The sequence below is a fragment of the Clostridium sp. OM05-6BH genome, from assembly GCF_003481635.1.
In the GTDB taxonomy this organism is placed as follows: domain Bacteria; phylum Bacillota; class Clostridia; order Lachnospirales; family Lachnospiraceae; genus Butyribacter.
The window spans coordinates 263,094-278,951 of record NZ_QULH01000001.1 but is presented as its reverse complement, the minus strand read 5'-3'; the positions used below and the strand labels follow the sequence as shown (position 1 = coordinate 278,951).

Sequence of the window (15,858 nt, the reverse complement as noted above, 5' to 3'; positions counted from 1 at the left end):
TGCGAAAGCTCACTTAAAGCAACAGGTGCGGAAAGGCATGAGTGATCAGTATGAAAAAAACATTTAGAATGCGTTTGCTTGCGTTATGCCTGGTGGCAAGTATGTCAGTGAATCTTTGCGCTTGTCAAACGAAGAAACAGACGAACAAAAAGGATACAAAAACACAGCTTACGATGGTACTGGATTGGACGCCGAATACGAATCATACCGGGCTGTATGTTGCCGAGCAAAAGGGATATTTTGCGGACGAAGGGCTGGAAGTGGAGATCGTACTGCCGCCGGATGACGGTGCAACCGACATGGTAGTATCCGGTAATGCTGAATTTGGCATTGATGCGCAGGACAATCTGGCGGAAGAGTTTGCCGGAGATCAAAATATTAATGTGACGGCTGTGGCGGCAATTTTGCAGCACAATACGGCAGGATTGATCTCATCGACCGATCAGGGAATTGATTCTCCGGGCAAATTGCAGGATCACACGCTGGCGACCAATGATACGCTGTTTCGCCAAAAAGTCATACAGACCTTAGTGGAATCGGACGGCGGTGATTTTGGGCGTGTGACATTATTATCCAGTTATATTGACGATGTGGTATCGGCACTCCGTTCGGACATTCAATGTGCGTGGATCAATTATGAGTGGGGTGGCATTCAATGTGAACAGGCCGGACTGGTTACGACATTCTTGCCGTTTCGACAGTTAGACGAACGGTTTGATTACTACAGTCCGGTTATCATTGCGAACAATAAATTCCTGACAAAGCATCCGGATGTCGCCAGAAAATTTTTGAAAGCTGTCAAAAAAGGCTATGAGTATGCCATCAAAAAACCGGAGAAGGCAGCAGAAATATTATGCAGCAGCGTGCCGGATCTTGATGAACGTCTGATAAAAGGCAGTCAGGAATATCTAAAGGATTGCTACATCGATGATGCGGCGCAGTTCGGAGTTTTTGATGCAGACCGTTGGAATATGTTTTATCAATGGGTCAATGAGCAGCATTTATACGATCAGGAAATTCCGGAAAATACAGGATTTACGAATGAGTATATTGCAGATTGATCTGTGGAAGTTAAAAAAATGTAAAAAAAGTTAAAAAAAAGTAAAAAAACTATGTGCATTTTTCACAAAATGTATTATACTTATTTTGAAGGATTATTTTAACGTGAAGGGAGACAGGTAGGGATGAACGAAATACAGCAGTTACTTGCTTCGTACAATGAACTTGAAGAGGAAATGATCCGGTTCAGTACGTTAGTGAAGGAAGTGATGGCAAGCATCACGATGCAGGAGTTTGTGCCTGAAAAAGCAAATACAGAAATGATGCAGTGCATCATGGAGTTAAATACCAAACAGAAAGAGTGCTTAAAGCTTTATAAGCAGGCAAATCTTGGTGATGCAGCTCCAAAGAAAATGCATATCATGCGCGATCAGATCGAGAAGCGTATGAATGAAGCACGTAAATTAGAATATCTTGAGGCAGTCAAGAAGAGTTTCCTTAGCTTGCACACAGAGGATGCCGATGTGGAAGAGAAGTTACAGGCATTTAAGGATAAAGTGGTAACGATCAAAGTGGAAAAATATCCATTGGAACAGTGCTTGGTTTATATTAGACCGTTCGCTGTATTTTTGACAATGATCAAGTCCGACGATCCGGTAAAAGCAATCGAGCAGGTTCCGGTTCTGAACGAATACTTTGGTTCAGCACTGGTTGCACATATTACGATCAGTAAAGACATCTTTATTGGTGATGACGCTACGGAGTTCAACTTAGAAGGAGAAGAGGCGTCGGACCTACATAAGGATTCAGCGGTAAAGAAAAAGAATGAGACGGTACAGAGCGCTGGGTCCAAAGAGGATGCTGATACCGCAAAGAACGTGGAGACGAAGCAGGAGCCTGAGACGCAGCCTGTAGAAGAGCAGGCAGCACCACAGGAAGAGGAGCAGGTCGCAGAAGAAGAGACTGTACAGGAAGAAGCTCCGGCAGTGGAAGAGACTTCGGAAGAAGCAGAAGCTGCAGTAATGGAAGAGGCAGAAGAAGAGGCAGCTGCCACGGACTCAGCAGAGGATGCTTCTGCAGAGACGACAGAGGAGGACACGCAGGAAGCTGACGAGCCTGCCGAGGCAGAGCAGAAGGAGGCACCTGTCGCAAAGAGCAAAAGAGTGCATCCGGATCCGAAGAAGCCTTCTAAGCCTAGAAAAGCAAAGAAAGTTGATCTGAAAGCATTGTTGGAGGAGGACAACTTCAAAGAGTCCAAGTTCGATGATGAAGAGCTTCATAGAATGCAGCAGGCAGAGCGAGGCGGAAGAAAAAATAAGGGAGATTCGAAAGCATCTTTCTTGAAAGGTTTTCAGTAGAGTGAATGAACGGGCATCCGGTGATTTGATCACCGGATGTTTTTTTTCGTTCCTTGTGCAGAGGGTAAGGAATATGGTATTCTAATAGCGATAGGGTTATCACATAATATGCCGGATAAAGAAAGCTCGGAAGAAACCGAGAGAAAGGATAAGCTGGTTGACAGATCAGTGAATAAAAATATGGTAATAGATTTAGCAGAAAGCCGCAGAAAAATTGATGAAATTGACAAAGAGATCATTCGTCTCTTTCAGGAAAGAATGGACGTTGCCAACGACGTTGCAGCGTATAAGCGCAGTACCGGAAAGAAGGTATATGATCCACAGCGTGAGAACGAAAAGATCGCAGCAATGCGTAAGATGGCAAATAATGAATTTAACGAGACAGCAGTTGAGGATCTGTTTCGCCAGATCATGTCCATCAGCCGTAAATATCAGTATCAAAAACTTGGTCCCGGAGTAAACCATATTCCATTTCGTGAAGTAGAGAAACTGGATGTCAACGAAGACACCAGAGTTGTCTATTTTGGGGAAAAAGGAGCCTTTACCGAGCAGGCGATGTTGGAATATTTTGGGGATAAGATCACCTCTTTTAACAAAACAACTTTTAAAGAAGTGATGGAAACTGTTGCAAATGGAGAGGCACTGTATGGCGTTGTGCCAATCGAAAACACTTCCACCGGAAGCATTGCAGACATCTATGATCTGATGGTCGATCACGATGTGACTATCGTGGCAGAGCATGTTATCAAGGTCGATCAGGCATTACTGGGACTTCCGGGAGCTTCCATCGATGATCTGAAAGTTGTGTATTCTCATCAACAGGGCTTGCTGCAGTGTGCAGATTTCTTAGAGGAACATCCTGCCATTCGTGGTGTGGAATATGACAGCACGGCAGGCGCTGCTAAGAAAATTGCAGAAGAGGGCGACAGATCACAGGGAGCGATCGCCAGTGTGCGCGCAGCTGAGGAGTTCGGTCTTACCGTGCTGCAGCCAAAGATCAATCAGCACAACCAAAACTATACTCGTTTCATCATTATTTCAAATCAAAAAATATATGTAAAAAATGCCAATAAAGTCAGCATTGCATTTGAAATAAAACATGAGGCTGGTACCCTGTATCATATGTTGGCAAACTTTTATTATAACGATCTGAACTTAACTAAGATCGAGTCCCGACCAATGCACAAAGGCAGTTGGGAATATCGTTTCTTCGTTGACTTTACCGGAAATCTGCAGGACTCCGGTGTGGAAAATGCGATGGCGTCGATCGAAGAATATGCCAGCAACTTAAAGATCATGGGTAACTTTGCGGACAAGCCAAGAGAATAATGGAAAATCTGCCGGTGCAGAAATAAATGAATGGTAAAACTGTTAGTGCAGATTTAGATAAACATAAAAATTGTTGATGCAGAAATGAATAAGCAATAAAACTGTTGATGCAGAAATGAATGAGCATGAAAATTATTGATGCAGAAATAGATAAATATAAAATCTGCAGTTACAGAAATGAGGATAGACATGAAAAAGAAACAGATTTTAACAGGCGTGGTAGAACGCGTTGACTTTCCGAATAAAGCAGTTGTAAAGGCGAAGGTGCCACAGCCTGACGAAAGCGTGGCAACCGAATATGCTGTCGTAAAAGGAGCACTTCCCGGACAGACAGTAGAGTTCTCTGTCAAGAAAGCACGCAAAAATAAATGTGAAGGACGCTTGCGCGCTGTCCTAAAAAAAGGACAGTTAGAAACGCGAGAGGCGAAGTGTCCAAATTTTGGTACATGCGGTGGCTGTAACTATCAGAAAATTCCATATGAACAGCAGCTCACCCTCAAAAAAGAACAAGTGCTTCGCTTGATCGATGCCGTCTACGAAGGAGATGGTTATCAGTACGATGGAATCTTATCAGTACGAAAAGATGGACAGTACAGAGAGTGGGGATACCGTAACAAAATGGAATTTTCCTTTGGAGATGCCGTCAAAGACGGTCCATTGACGCTCGGTCTGCACAAAAAAGGAAGCTTTCATGATATCGTCGATGCGGAGGGCTGTCAGATCGTACATCCTGATTACTCTGCAGTCCTTGCCTGCGTGCGAGAATACGCCAAAGAAAACAACATTCCGTATTACCATAAACGCGATCATCAGGGCGTACTTCGTCATCTGCTCGTTCGCCGTGCCGAAGTGTCCGGTGATATGCTCGTAGCACTCGTCACCTCCACACAGCAGGAAATCGATTATAGCGAGCTTGTCAGCCGCCTGCTTGCCCTCCCTCTTGAGGGACAGATCACAGGTATTCTGCAGATCTGTAACGACAGTCTGGGCGATGTCGTACAAAGCGACGAGACAAAGATCTTATATGGCAAAGATTGGTTTGAAGAGAAAGTCTTAGGACTCACCTTCAAAATCTCCCCATTCTCCTTCTTCCAGACAAATACAAGTGGGGCAGAAGTGCTCTATCGGCGTGCCCGCGAGTATGTGTTAGGTGAGATTAATATTGGAAATGCAGGAGAAACCGGCAACGGAAATATGGCAGAAAATACACCGGGCGAAGAAAATACACCGGGCAGTGATGCGCTTAACGGAAAAGCATCAGGTGGCAATGCCACAGAAACATATGCAATAGATTTGCATGATAAAGTCGTATTTGACCTGTATAGCGGAACAGGCACGATCGCACAGCTCATAGCACCTGTTGCCCGTAAAGTCATCGGTGTCGAGATCGTAGAAGAGGCTGTCGAGGCTGCAAAAGAAAACGCTGCCCTCAACGGTCTGGATAATTGTGAATTCATAGCCGGAGATGTCCTCAAAGTCATTGACGATATCGAGGAAAAACCAGACTACATCATCCTTGATCCACCACGCGACGGCATCCATCCAAAGGCATTGCAAAAGATCATCGACTATGGCGTGAAAAACATCGTGTATATTTCCTGTAAGCCAACAAGCTTTGCAAGGGATCTGGCGGTGTTCCAGGAGCGCGGGTATGAGTTGAAGAGGGTCAGTAATGTGGATTTATTCCCTGAGACTGTGCATGTAGAGACGGTTGTTCTTTTGTCCCAACAAAAACCAGATGACACGATAGAGATCGACTTAGACTTAGATGAGCTGGATGCAACCAGTGCAGAGACGAAAGCGACCTATCAGGAAATCAAAGATTATGTGCTGAAAGAATTTGGCTTGAAGGTTTCAAATTTATATATTTCTCAAATCAAAAGGAAATGTGGAATTGAAGTAGGAGAGAACTATAATCTGCCAAAGACAGAAAATCCAAAAGTGCCACAGTGTCCGAAAGAGAAAGAAGATGCTATCAAGGCTGCCCTGAAATATTTTGCGATGATTTAAGGATATCGCTGATTTCAAGGAGGAATAACACATGAAAAGCACATTTGAAAAAATGGGTGGAACCTACACACTGGGAGCAGACGGAATTTACTATCCGAATCTTGTCAGTACAGATGAAGAACCGCATTATGGAAAATATGGAATAATGCGGAAAACGTATCTGAAAGAGCATTGTCCGGCAATGTATTCACTGTATATGTTGGAAGACAGACTGGTGGAACATCTGAATCTTGTGGATGATGAAGCGCAGGAGAGAATGGAAGTTCTGGTGCATCAGATGATGGAGAGGCAGGGCATTACGGAAGAAATGAAAGCTCGTGACCAGATGGAATGGGTTAGGGCGGTAAATGGTATTCGTAATATGGCAGAAGAGATTGTGTTAAAAGAATTGATTTACAGGTAAATAAAGAGCTGAACAGGTAGGAAGAAAACTCCTATTTGTTCAGCTTCTGCATTTGTAAGGGTTCAAAGAAGAATCAAATTACAATTCCATATCAGGTGACCATTTCTAAGTTCCGGAAGGTTGTTTTTTTCTGCCATGGTTATAAGTTACACAGATTTAATTACTTCATAGTATGGCTTAAAAAATATCCGAATATAACTTCACAGAAATAATTATAATGGGGAGATTATTTGATATATTTGTGCTAATATTCTGCAATTCTACTGCTAGTCGATTGATTTATGCGTACTCCCATTATAATATGTGTGCAGGAGGTGGATGTATGTATCAAATTAGTAATGAAAAATTCGGTTTATTTGTAACCGAATTAAGAAAGAAAAAGAATTTAACTCAAAAGGATTTGGCTGAAAAATTATATGTATCAGATAAAACGGTCAGCAAATGGGAACGTGGTCTTAGTATGCCTAATGTCGTATTACTCATACCAATAGCTGATATATTAGATGTTACCGTTACAGAATTGTTACGTGGAGAAAAAATAGATACACAGAAAAATATTGATACAAAAGAAGTCGAGGAATTGGTAGTAGGCTCTCTCGATATGGCTGTTAGGAATTCTATTCATCAGCATAGAAAAAACTGGATATTAGCATATTTGCTATGCTTTTTAATATCTATTACAGAAATTATTATGTTAGTCGTATCTGGGAATTCAATAGCTGAGATGAAAGATGATATATTGCTGGTTACAGGGTTAATGCTTTTATTTGGTGCATGGTTTTGTTTCTTTGCCAAAGACATATTACCAACATATTATGATGCAAACAAGATAAATTATGTTTCACAAGGAATTTTTAGAATACATCTAGTTGGTTTATCCTTTAACAACGGAAATTGGATGTACATCTGTACAACTTTAAAAATTTGGACACTTGCAACGGTTGTTCTATATCCTCTTGCAGGTATTATAATAATCAATTGTCTCAATATAGCTTTATGGGATATTTTAAGTAAAATTTTCTTAATTATGATATTAGGTGGTATGGTAGTTTCGATTTACATTATCGGGAAAAAATACGAATAATTAAATTACCTGTTATCGTTGTGGATATTACTAATTTACAACATTCTTCATGGGAAATAAGAAATGATGCAGAAGAGATTGTGTTAAGCGAATTAGCATACATTTAGAACGTGGAAAGCTCCTTCGGGAGCTTTTTTCTGGTTTTTGCTGGGTATCAAGAAAGTATATAGAAAATGCATTAATCATATGGTATGATTTGAACAGAAGATAGAATCTTAGGAAGCAAGAAGATTTTTGAGGAATGTAACTTAGAAGTTATAGAATTAAGTTAATCGTGCCATATGGCTTGATTATAAACGCAAAGATAAAAACGCAACGTACATCTTTGATGTGCCAGAGCCGGTAGGTAGCCCGGCCGTCCTATATAAATAGGGTAAGTAACCTGCCCCTCCGGGTTGTCCATTCTTTGTTCAATCAATTTTAGGAGGGATTCTTATGGACAAAGTAAATGGAAAGCTGACAGTATTTTTTGAAGAGCCGTTTTGGGTGGGAATCTTTGAACGCATCGAAGATGGTAAACTATCTGTGGCAAAGGTAACATTTGGTGCAGAGCCAAAAGATTATGAAGTACAGGAATATATTCAAAAGTGCTATTTCAGTTTGAAATTCAGTTCGGTTGTTGAAACTGTTGTAAAGGATATCAAAAGAAATCCGAAACGGATGCAGCGGGAAGTAAAGAAGCAGATGCTGGAAATAGGCATTGGTACAAAATCGCAACAGGCGTTGAAATTACAGCAGGAACAGAACAAGCAGGAACGCAAAGAGAAAAGACGCAAGAAAAAAGAGGCAGAAGAGCAGCGAATGTTTGAACTGAAACAGCGAAAGAAAAGAGAAAAGCATAAGGGACATTAAAGTCCCTTGGCCTTTTACTCAAATCGAAAAGTGTTGAATAAAGCTTTCGGGAGGTGTTTCTATGAAGAAAAAAGTACTTGCAATTATGTTAGTCGCCATGTCAATCATGTTGATTTCAGCGTGCGGAAAAAAAGAAAAATTGTACGAAATTCCTGATTTATCGCAGTATAAGACAGATTATGTAGGAGATTCTTCAAATGTTATAAATATTGTAAGCGGTCAAGAGTATCCAGAGGGATACTCATATGACAGTATAGAGATACAGTCTGAAACAGAGCCTTATGGATTAACAGTTTTTCTAAAAGATGAGCCGTCGGCAGTCAAACTTGAAGATCAATTGCAGGTTAATGCAGATATGACATTTGACTTGATTGGTAATTTGGGAACAATTGATTATAAAACAGCAGATAGCAAAGAAATTATTGCATCATATGAACGGTGATATATTTTTAGTCAACTTTTAGACAATTTGAAGAACGGAATATAAAAAGGCGTATGGAAGTTTTAAATCCATACGCTTTTTTGAAAAAAACTCATTTTTGAACAAGAGATTTGTAAGAACATATTATCTATTCAAAGACGGTTACAATTCCATATCATGTGATTTTTTCTTAGATTGAGCAGGCTGATTTCGCCGTATTTCCCGTTTCCTCTGATATTTCAGTTCCCATGCACGATGGGAGAAGACATCAGGATCTTCCACATTGAGATAATCCACCTCATTGGCTGCAATATCATGACGGTGATAGTCATAATATTTACCGAAAGTACCTTTAAGCTGTTCGATCAGCTTATCCCGAAAATCAGGACGTATCTGGATTCTGGTGTCCAGCAATTCTGTGTATTGTTCTGGATCAGGACGAAATTTTTCTTCCCGGAAAGCAACGGCGTCTTTTTCAAGCTGTTTTTTAAGGGAGATGTCCTGAGAATCAAGAATATCAAGATTGTTATTCATCTGGTCATATTTCTTGGATAGATTCATCATATCTTTATCAGTAGAGCATTGTGCCTGGAAGATTAGCTGCTCTTTCCTTGATTTCAGTTCTTCAATTTCTTCGGTAACAGTTGTAAGCTGCTGATTCAATTTTATATGCTGGATGGGATTCAAAATACTGGTTTTCTCTTTTTCTACATTCAGCTCTTTCCGTTCTGTAACTTTAGCTTTGAGTTTCTTTTTAACGGTGTTGTATTTATTCAGTATTGGATTAAAATGATTCATCCAATCATGAATTACTTCTTTTTGCATCTCATTATGAAGTAAATGATATTGTGTAAAGATCATATGATTTCGGATAGTTTCCATTGTTTCTGCAATTACAGGAATAGAATTTTTGACAGCTTGAGCCAGTTTCTCTACCTGAGCTTTTAATTCCCGGAGCATTTGGTTATCTGCACGAATCTGGCGGTTGATTTCACAGCGGTCAGCTATCATTCCTTTCTTTTCCATGTTTTGAGCAATATAGCCTTCGTGGATGGTCGGCTGTTCGGTGATTCCCTGATCTGCAAAGCTGCGGTGATCAATGGATGCATTTATCTGATTGTGGGCAAGCATTTCATTTACAGTATCTGCCCAGTTTGCTCTCCAGATACAGAGTTGCTCATCACTGTTCCATTGTTCAGAAATGGGATTCTGTCTGCCATAGCGGCTGCTTTTTGGATGCTTGTCGATGCGGTCATAGCCTTTTTCCTGTGCGACAGATGCGGTCATATAAACTTTCTTTTTCCCAACTTTATATCTGTATTGCTTTTCCCAGCCATCTTTTTGAGCAGCTTTGAATTCAGTAGCTGTAAATCCTTTTTCTTCTCCATTTTTTATGCAGAGATATTCTTTTTCTGTTTTATACTGCCATGTTCCGTTTTCGTTCAGTGGACGGACGGTAAGCAGAATGTGTGCATGAGGATTGTGTCCATCCGTATCGTGAATAGCAAAGTCAGCGCACATGCCCATATCTACAAAGTTCTTTTGAATAAAATCTTTTAGAAGAGAAATATTACTGTCCTTATCTAATTCAACGGGAAGTGCGACAACAAATTCCCTTGCCAGTCGGCTGTCTTTTGTTTTTTCTGCAGCTTCCACAGCATTCCAGAGTTGTTCACGGTCTTTCCATTCTGGTGAAGCCATCGGTGGAAGCAATACTTCCTGATAAATGAGTCCATGCTTTCTGGTGTAATCATGCTGGATGCCATCGTAATCATTGTACATCCGGCTGCAGCTCATATAAGCAGAAGCTGCGACAGCGGAACGTCCGGAACCACGGCTGACAACTTTGGCTTGCATATGATAAATTGCCATATCTGGCACCTCCTTTCGATGTTGCCTGCAACAGCGGAAAAGCCCTCGGCAGAGCGCACGAGCCCCGTAGGGGATACCACCGCCCGATTTATCGGGTGGTGAGTAAGTGCGCCCTTCGGGAGTAGAACTTGTGCGTTTACATTCCTCGTAGCCGGATTATCAGCTCCCGTTTCAGGGAATCCAAATCCATTTCTTTAATATGGGGAACAATACTTTCCAAAATGGCTCCTTCCTGGACTAATCGGTGTGTTCTGGCATCACGTTCTTTTTTGCGATTTCTTGCTTCGGCTTCTTCTTGGCGGTGTCTTGCCTGTAAAAGTGCTTTTTCTTCCGGTGTCATGATTTTTTTATCTGCCATATCTGGCACCTCCTTTTTATGCCCGTATCCGGGCAGTATTGGTTTTAAAATCTTATGGTTTGGTACTATAGTTTCGGATAACTGACAGTGGCATGTTTCTGGTGATAAATAAGGAAAGAAAGTAGTACCACTGTCAGTGAAGAATAATTATCGTGTTATGCTTCTTTGCTTCAGTTCTGGTTCGGAGCATGATTGTTTAACAGAATTCTTTTTGCCTGTTTTAAATTAGCTGTTGCATTGTCCTGACGAATATTCCGGTTATTGATACGGACAGGAATACATCTCTCCAGAATACGGTCATAAATTCGTTTGTGTGCGATATCAGCGGCGTTATTCAGCTCTGATAAAGTGAGATTGGTCGTTATGATCAGGGGCTTTTTACTGCGGTAACGACTGTCGATCACATTGAATACCTGTTCCAGTGCAAAGTCAGAGTTCCGCTCAATTCCGAGATCATCAATAATCAGAAGACTGTAGCGGTTTAAGCTGTTGATGAACTGGTTTCTGTCTTCAAAATGCATTCCGGTAAGGGTATTTAGAATTCGGGAAAAGTTGGTCATCAGTACAGGAACGCCTTTTTCCAGAAGGGCATTGGCAATGCAGCCTGCAAAAAAAGATTTTCCAGTACCGACATCACCCCAGATGAGAAGTCCGGAAGCATTTGCTCTCATCTCTTCCCAGTTGCTTACATAATTGTGTGCCAGTTTTATTTCCGGATTGATGCCGTTATCCCTGGCAAAAGTGTAGTCATAGAGTGCTTTGTCCTGTAAGCCGCTGGTTTTAAGATGCTCTATTTCCATTTGTTTTTCATGAAGTTTTCTCTGGGCTTCTTCCTGCTCAAAGATTTCCTGCTGGCATTTACAGCGGATGGAAGGAATAAGAACCTTTCCCTGTAATTCATGCCTGCATTGCCTTGGCGTATTGCATTTGGAACAGTAGATCAGGTGGTCTGTTTCGTTAAAATATTCATCAGACTGAAGCTCTCTGTTTGGGGTTATAGCTGTTGGTTTTTCTATAAATTTTGTCATAATGTTTCGTATTCCTCACTTTCGTAATTTCGTTGTCGGGAAGCAGGATGATCCTGTCTTGCCCAACTGATGATGGTAGCTGCGTGGTTCTGATATTGCTTTCCGGTAGAAGCCATATAACCGGATAAGCGTTCAATATAATCCTTCCAGTCAGGGATTGTCTGCCGGATATCTTCAAGCTCTTTTTCTGACAGAAAAACATTTTGAAATTTTCCATAGGGTGAGAGTGGCTCCTTACTCCCTCTTATTGCTAAATTGTTCTTTTTTATCTCTTTCTTATTACCAGACAGTTTTCTGTCTGTATCAGGGAAAGAATCCTGTCTGTCAATAGGACAGTTTTTTGTCTGTCTTAGGGAAAGAAATCTGTCTGTATAGTGGATGGTTTCTTTTGGGAGTTTTACATAAATCCGATTGGGCTGTCCGGGACCCTGCCGTTTTCGGAAGATAAGCTCCTGTTTTTCCAGTACTGCCAGAGCAGTTTTAACCGTCATCTGGCTTTTGTGGAGAACTTCTGCCAGTGCTTCAATCGTAAAGTAAATGAACACATGACCGTCTGTATCTGACCACCCCTCATTTTTCTGGGAAAGCCTTGCCCGGTCGAGCAGGATAATATAAAGCATTTTGGCAGTTTCGTTTATTTCCATGTCCAGAAGGAAACGGGGAAACATCATATAAGATGGCAGGTTGGTGTCTGCTGTCAGAAAGTCAGTCATGTGTTCACCTCCAATCAAAAGGGTTTATTCCCCAAGAAAATCCCAGTCTACATCACTATCTGGCTGTGAATTTTCAGGTGCTGGAAAGGATGCCCTGATTTGGGGCTCCCTTTGCGCCATGCCTGCAGTCAGTCCGGAAAGAAAAAGTGGCAATGCCTGTTTCAGACTGTTTTCCACTGCATCTACAATCTGTTTCACAAAAAGTTCTTCCCGTTCTCTTGTTTCCAGATAAGGATCAGCCTGTGTGCGGTAGTAGCGGTCAAAATAATCTACCAGTGCAAGAGAGATTACCTGACTGTAAGATTTAAAATCCTGCCTGTCCATCGTCTGTAAATATTCCCAGGCTCTCCGTTGCTGTTCTTTGTCCAGATTAAAGCGCAGGTTTGTGTTGCGGATATTGTTCTGCATGGTTTATCCCCTCCTTTTCAGGCTCATATAAGCCAGAGATTCGTAACCTTTGGCGGTGGCGCAGATGTCATCAATGATGGTGACTCGTAATTTGTCATACGTTCCGAAGTTACGGATCAGACATCCACCGCCGCCAACTACATACAGGCGCATTAGGTCAGGATTGTATTCATATTTGCGGAGTGTGGAAAAAAGTTCTGCCACATACTGTCTGGCAATAGAACTGATACAATCCATATATGGTGCTGAAATGTCAGCTGTTCCAAACCGCAGAATCTGTTCTACTGTAGATTCTTCAATCTTCACTCCAAATTTGTCCAGAACAGCGTTCTTTGCAGCAATCATGCATTGGTTTACACCAAGTTTTTCTGTCCAGCATCGGCTTTCTTGTGCTTTCTTATTGTTGATATACAGAATGTTCATGGTTCCGTTTCCGATATCTGCAAGGAGATTAGTTCCCTTGAAATTTCCAAGGTGGTTTACAATAGCCGGATATCCCTGTGGGTAAAGGCTACATCCCACAAAGCGGAGATGATATTCTTTGCCGTTGAAACGGTAATGGACTTCTGGATTCTGGAGCAGATAGGAACGAAAAGCTTCTCTTTGATTTCTGATCCATGTCAGAGGAAGTCCGGCAGCCAGATGAACATCTGCTTCACGGATGGAAAAGACATTCAGTTCCCTTGCAATAGCCATTAGCGTCAGAAGATAATATTCTTCGTCCATAGCTTTATCCGGGATAAATTCTTTGTGTCCTTCGCCGATCCGGTAGTAAATGCCGTTGTATTCCAGAATATTCCCGGTGAAGATTGGTTCAGTTTCATAGGCTTTGATGCCGGTTGGGGTGACGGTGTTTGCTGTTTTCATATTGCCGTAGCCATGATCTACAGCAATGATTTTGGTGTTTCTGAGTTCTCGCATAAAAAATACCTCCGTTTTCGTATTGATTGATTCAGCAGGTCGTACCGGTGTGGTACTGCTCTGCTGTGGGATAAGCATACGAAAATCGGAGGAAAAAGGCATTGAGGGGAAATTGAGCAGGAATTGAGAAAAAAGATATATTGTGCTTACGTTCTTCATGTACTCTTGTTGTGATTTCATTGTTTTTTATCGTATAATATGGATACTGGAGGTGGTTTGGATGAAATACAAGATTTTAGTTGTCGATGATGATAAAGAATTGGTGAAAATGCTTTGTAGTTATTTTAATATGAAACAATATGAAACCATTACGGCTACAGATGGAATGGAAGCATTAAATAAAATAAAAATGAAACCGGATATTATTTTGTTGGATATCAATATGCCACGCATGGATGGGATTGAAGTATGTCGTCTGATACGCAGTAAAGTGTTATGTCCAATTTTATTTCTGACAGCAAGAGTTGACGAAGATGATAAAATTAATGGGTTGCTTTCAGGTGGGGATGATTATATTACGAAACCATTTAGTCTTCGGGAGTTGGAAGCAAGGATTGTCACAAACATAAAGAGAGAAGAAAGGCATCAACAAAAAACGGAATACCGTTTCATGGATGAAATGCTGATTGATTATTCTGAAAAAATAGTAGCTATAGCTGGACACAGGATGGAGTTCACAAAAATTGAATATCAGATTATTGAATTCTTATCCATGCATCCAGGGCAGGTGTTTGATAAAGAACGTATATATGCACAAGTCTGTGGATATGATGCGGAAGGGGACAGTAGAACGATAACGGAATTAGTACGGCGTATAAGGAAAAAAATAGCGGATTATTCAGAAAAAGAATACATAGAAACTGTATGGGGGATTGGATACCGATGGAAAAAATAAGAAACTTGTCACTGAAAAAAACAATTCTGCTTTATTTTGTGATCAGCTTAACGGCAGCATTTCTGTTATCTGGATTTACAGTTCATTTTGCAGGAAATATGCAGAATAAAATATGGGAAAAATATATTGATTATGCAGATTATACGGACGTGTTTCAGCAATATGGAAAGAAATACGAGATTGAGATATCAAGACCTAATCAATCGCAGATGAATCGTTTGGACTATCATCTTTCGGAAATGTGTGACTTTATGGAAACATATTCGGTACTGATTTTTTCGATTGTTGGGAGTGTTGTTGCGGTATTCTTTTTTTATAAAAATAAGTTAAAGACACCTCTACAGGAACTAAAAGATGCCTCACAAATGATTGCAGATAATGAACTGGATTTTCATGTGTCCTATGAAAATAAAGATGAGATGGGAACTTTGTGTAAAGAATTTGAAATGATGCGAAGTGCTTTAGCAGATAACAACAGAAAGATGTGGCGAATGATTGATGACGAGAAGGCTTTGCGGAATGCAATTGCACATGATATACGTTCTCCACTTTCCATATTGCGAGGGTATCAGGAAATGCTCTTAGAGTTTGTTTCTTCTGAGAGTATAAAAACAGAGGATGTTATTGATATCTTACAAACAGGCATGTATCAGATTGACCGTATAGAGCATTTCACGGAAAACATGAGAAAAATGTCCCATTTAGAACAGAGGGAACTGCAATGCTCAGAGATAGAATTATCGGAACTGGCAAAAAAGATTGAGGCAGAAGCTGCCATGCTGTCCAAGAAGGAAAGTAAATTATGTAAGGTAGAAAGAGTGCAGGAACAAAACATTGTGAAAGTGGATGAGGAACTTGTCATGGAAGTGACAGACAACTTACTGGAAAATGCGGTTCGATATGCACAAAAAAGTATTGCTTTGCAGATAAAGAAAAAGGATGGTTTTCTTATAATTTCTGTTGAAGATGATGGAATAGGGTTTGTGGATACTGAGGAAAAAGTAACAGAACCATTTTATCATAAGAATCCACAAGATGATTTAAAGCATTTTGGCCTTGGTATGTATATTTCTCGTATTTTCTGTGAAAAGCATGGAGGAAATTTGAAAATATATAATGCCAGACAAGGCGGTGCTCATGTAGAAGCTCTTTTCAAAGCTGAATAAAAATACTTTATAAGGCTGAAATCACAAATAAAGTGGTTTTA

General features: G+C 40.8%; 16 protein-coding genes. 10 read left to right on the top strand and 6 right to left on the bottom strand.

Annotated elements, in window-relative coordinates:
* Nucleotides 1-50: 50 nt before the first annotated feature.
* The 8 genes from DXB73_RS01320 to DXB73_RS01285 all read left to right on the top strand — a co-directional run bounded on the left by DXB73_RS01320 (nucleotide 51) and on the right by DXB73_RS01285 (nucleotide 8,477).
* Nucleotides 51-1,061: an ABC transporter substrate-binding protein gene (locus DXB73_RS01320; RefSeq protein ID WP_118689883.1), complete on the top strand. Its 1,011-nt coding sequence runs from the start codon at nucleotides 51-53 to the stop codon at nucleotides 1,059-1,061.
* Between the two features lie 123 nt (nucleotides 1,062-1,184).
* Nucleotides 1,185-2,357, top strand: a complete 1,173-nt coding sequence (locus DXB73_RS01315) for a hypothetical protein (protein WP_118689882.1) — start codon at nucleotides 1,185-1,187, stop codon at nucleotides 2,355-2,357.
* Between the two features lie 36 nt (nucleotides 2,358-2,393).
* The gene (gene pheA, locus DXB73_RS01310; protein WP_243103965.1) at nucleotides 2,394-3,686 is read left to right on the top strand and encodes a prephenate dehydratase; all 1,293 of its coding nucleotides are present in this window, start codon (nucleotides 2,394-2,396) and stop codon (nucleotides 3,684-3,686) included.
* A gap of 189 nt (nucleotides 3,687-3,875) precedes the next feature.
* Nucleotides 3,876-5,696, top strand: coding sequence for a class I SAM-dependent RNA methyltransferase (locus DXB73_RS14755; RefSeq protein ID WP_243103964.1), 1,821 nt, complete (start codon nucleotides 3,876-3,878; stop codon nucleotides 5,694-5,696).
* Between the two features lie 31 nt (nucleotides 5,697-5,727).
* A complete protein-coding gene (locus tag DXB73_RS01300) occupies nucleotides 5,728-6,099 on the top strand; it encodes a TnpV protein (protein ID WP_117688326.1) in 372 nt (123 codons plus the stop codon).
* A gap of 322 nt (nucleotides 6,100-6,421) precedes the next feature.
* On the top strand, nucleotides 6,422-7,183 hold the full coding sequence (locus DXB73_RS01295; RefSeq protein WP_024853912.1) for a helix-turn-helix transcriptional regulator: 762 nt from the start codon (nucleotides 6,422-6,424) through the stop codon (nucleotides 7,181-7,183).
* Between the two features lie 435 nt (nucleotides 7,184-7,618).
* Nucleotides 7,619-8,035: a YjdF family protein gene (locus tag DXB73_RS01290; RefSeq protein WP_005335528.1), complete on the top strand. Its 417-nt coding sequence runs from the start codon at nucleotides 7,619-7,621 to the stop codon at nucleotides 8,033-8,035.
* 61 nt (nucleotides 8,036-8,096) lie between these two features.
* A complete protein-coding gene (locus tag DXB73_RS01285; RefSeq protein ID WP_117688327.1) occupies nucleotides 8,097-8,477 on the top strand; it encodes a DUF4825 domain-containing protein in 381 nt (126 codons plus the stop codon).
* A 141-nt stretch (nucleotides 8,478-8,618) separates the two neighbouring features.
* On the opposite strand, the gene mobQ is transcribed toward DXB73_RS01285, so the two are convergent.
* The 6 genes from mobQ to DXB73_RS01255 all read right to left on the bottom strand — a co-directional run bounded on the left by mobQ (nucleotide 8,619) and on the right by DXB73_RS01255 (nucleotide 13,756).
* Nucleotides 8,619-10,328 carry a MobQ family relaxase gene (gene mobQ, locus DXB73_RS01280; protein ID WP_118689881.1) on the bottom strand — a complete coding sequence of 570 codons (1,710 nt, stop codon included), beginning with the start codon at nucleotides 10,326-10,328 and terminating at the stop codon, nucleotides 8,619-8,621.
* A gap of 136 nt (nucleotides 10,329-10,464) precedes the next feature.
* Nucleotides 10,465-10,686, bottom strand: coding sequence for a DUF3847 domain-containing protein (locus DXB73_RS01275; RefSeq protein WP_005348485.1), 222 nt, complete (start codon nucleotides 10,684-10,686; stop codon nucleotides 10,465-10,467).
* A gap of 170 nt (nucleotides 10,687-10,856) precedes the next feature.
* Entirely contained in the window at nucleotides 10,857-11,714 is an 858-nt protein-coding gene (locus DXB73_RS01270; RefSeq protein ID WP_055214936.1) for an ATP-binding protein, read from the bottom strand.
* Entirely contained in the window at nucleotides 11,711-12,427 is a 717-nt protein-coding gene (locus DXB73_RS01265) for a replication initiator protein A (RefSeq protein ID WP_005348487.1), read from the bottom strand. The genes DXB73_RS01270 and DXB73_RS01265 overlap by 4 nt, the downstream gene beginning before the upstream one ends.
* Before the next feature lie 24 nt (nucleotides 12,428-12,451).
* On the bottom strand, nucleotides 12,452-12,835 hold the full coding sequence (locus tag DXB73_RS01260) for a hypothetical protein (RefSeq protein ID WP_005348488.1): 384 nt from the start codon (nucleotides 12,833-12,835) through the stop codon (nucleotides 12,452-12,454).
* A 3-nt stretch (nucleotides 12,836-12,838) separates the two neighbouring features.
* Complete coding sequence (locus tag DXB73_RS01255) at nucleotides 12,839-13,756, bottom strand: ParM/StbA family protein (RefSeq protein ID WP_117688329.1); 918 nt, start codon at nucleotides 13,754-13,756, stop codon at nucleotides 12,839-12,841.
* 220 nt (nucleotides 13,757-13,976) lie between these two features.
* Here DXB73_RS01255 and DXB73_RS01250 point away from each other — a divergent pair, with 220 nt between their 5' ends.
* Together DXB73_RS01250 and DXB73_RS01245 are read left to right on the top strand one after the other, a co-directional pair.
* The gene (locus DXB73_RS01250; RefSeq protein WP_014080778.1) at nucleotides 13,977-14,651 is read left to right on the top strand and encodes a response regulator transcription factor; all 675 of its coding nucleotides are present in this window, start codon (nucleotides 13,977-13,979) and stop codon (nucleotides 14,649-14,651) included.
* Complete coding sequence (locus DXB73_RS01245) at nucleotides 14,639-15,817, top strand: HAMP domain-containing sensor histidine kinase (RefSeq protein WP_117688331.1); 1,179 nt, start codon at nucleotides 14,639-14,641, stop codon at nucleotides 15,815-15,817. Before DXB73_RS01250 ends, DXB73_RS01245 begins: the two co-directional genes overlap by 13 nt.
* Nucleotides 15,818-15,858 lie beyond the last annotated feature (41 nt).

Coding starts and splice junctions, on each gene's coding strand:
- DXB73_RS01320 (WP_118689883.1), top strand. CDS start 51: ATGAAAAAAACATTTAGAATGCGTTTGCTTGCGTTATGCCTGGTGGCA.
- DXB73_RS01315 (WP_118689882.1), top strand. CDS start 1,185: ATGAACGAAATACAGCAGTTACTTGCTTCGTACAATGAACTTGAAGAG.
- pheA (WP_243103965.1), top strand. CDS start 2,394: ATGTTTTTTTTCGTTCCTTGTGCAGAGGGTAAGGAATATGGTATTCTA.
- DXB73_RS14755 (WP_243103964.1), top strand. CDS start 3,876: ATGAAAAAGAAACAGATTTTAACAGGCGTGGTAGAACGCGTTGACTTT.
- DXB73_RS01300 (WP_117688326.1), top strand. CDS start 5,728: ATGAAAAGCACATTTGAAAAAATGGGTGGAACCTACACACTGGGAGCA.
- DXB73_RS01295 (WP_024853912.1), top strand. CDS start 6,422: ATGTATCAAATTAGTAATGAAAAATTCGGTTTATTTGTAACCGAATTA.
- DXB73_RS01290 (WP_005335528.1), top strand. CDS start 7,619: ATGGACAAAGTAAATGGAAAGCTGACAGTATTTTTTGAAGAGCCGTTT.
- DXB73_RS01285 (WP_117688327.1), top strand. CDS start 8,097: ATGAAGAAAAAAGTACTTGCAATTATGTTAGTCGCCATGTCAATCATG.
- mobQ (WP_118689881.1), bottom strand. CDS start 10,328: ATGGCAATTTATCATATGCAAGCCAAAGTTGTCAGCCGTGGTTCCGGA.
- DXB73_RS01275 (WP_005348485.1), bottom strand. CDS start 10,686: ATGGCAGATAAAAAAATCATGACACCGGAAGAAAAAGCACTTTTACAG.
- DXB73_RS01270 (WP_055214936.1), bottom strand. CDS start 11,714: ATGACAAAATTTATAGAAAAACCAACAGCTATAACCCCAAACAGAGAG.
- DXB73_RS01265 (WP_005348487.1), bottom strand. CDS start 12,427: ATGACTGACTTTCTGACAGCAGACACCAACCTGCCATCTTATATGATG.
- DXB73_RS01260 (WP_005348488.1), bottom strand. CDS start 12,835: ATGCAGAACAATATCCGCAACACAAACCTGCGCTTTAATCTGGACAAA.
- DXB73_RS01255 (WP_117688329.1), bottom strand. CDS start 13,756: ATGCGAGAACTCAGAAACACCAAAATCATTGCTGTAGATCATGGCTAC.
- DXB73_RS01250 (WP_014080778.1), top strand. CDS start 13,977: ATGAAATACAAGATTTTAGTTGTCGATGATGATAAAGAATTGGTGAAA.
- DXB73_RS01245 (WP_117688331.1), top strand. CDS start 14,639: ATGGAAAAAATAAGAAACTTGTCACTGAAAAAAACAATTCTGCTTTAT.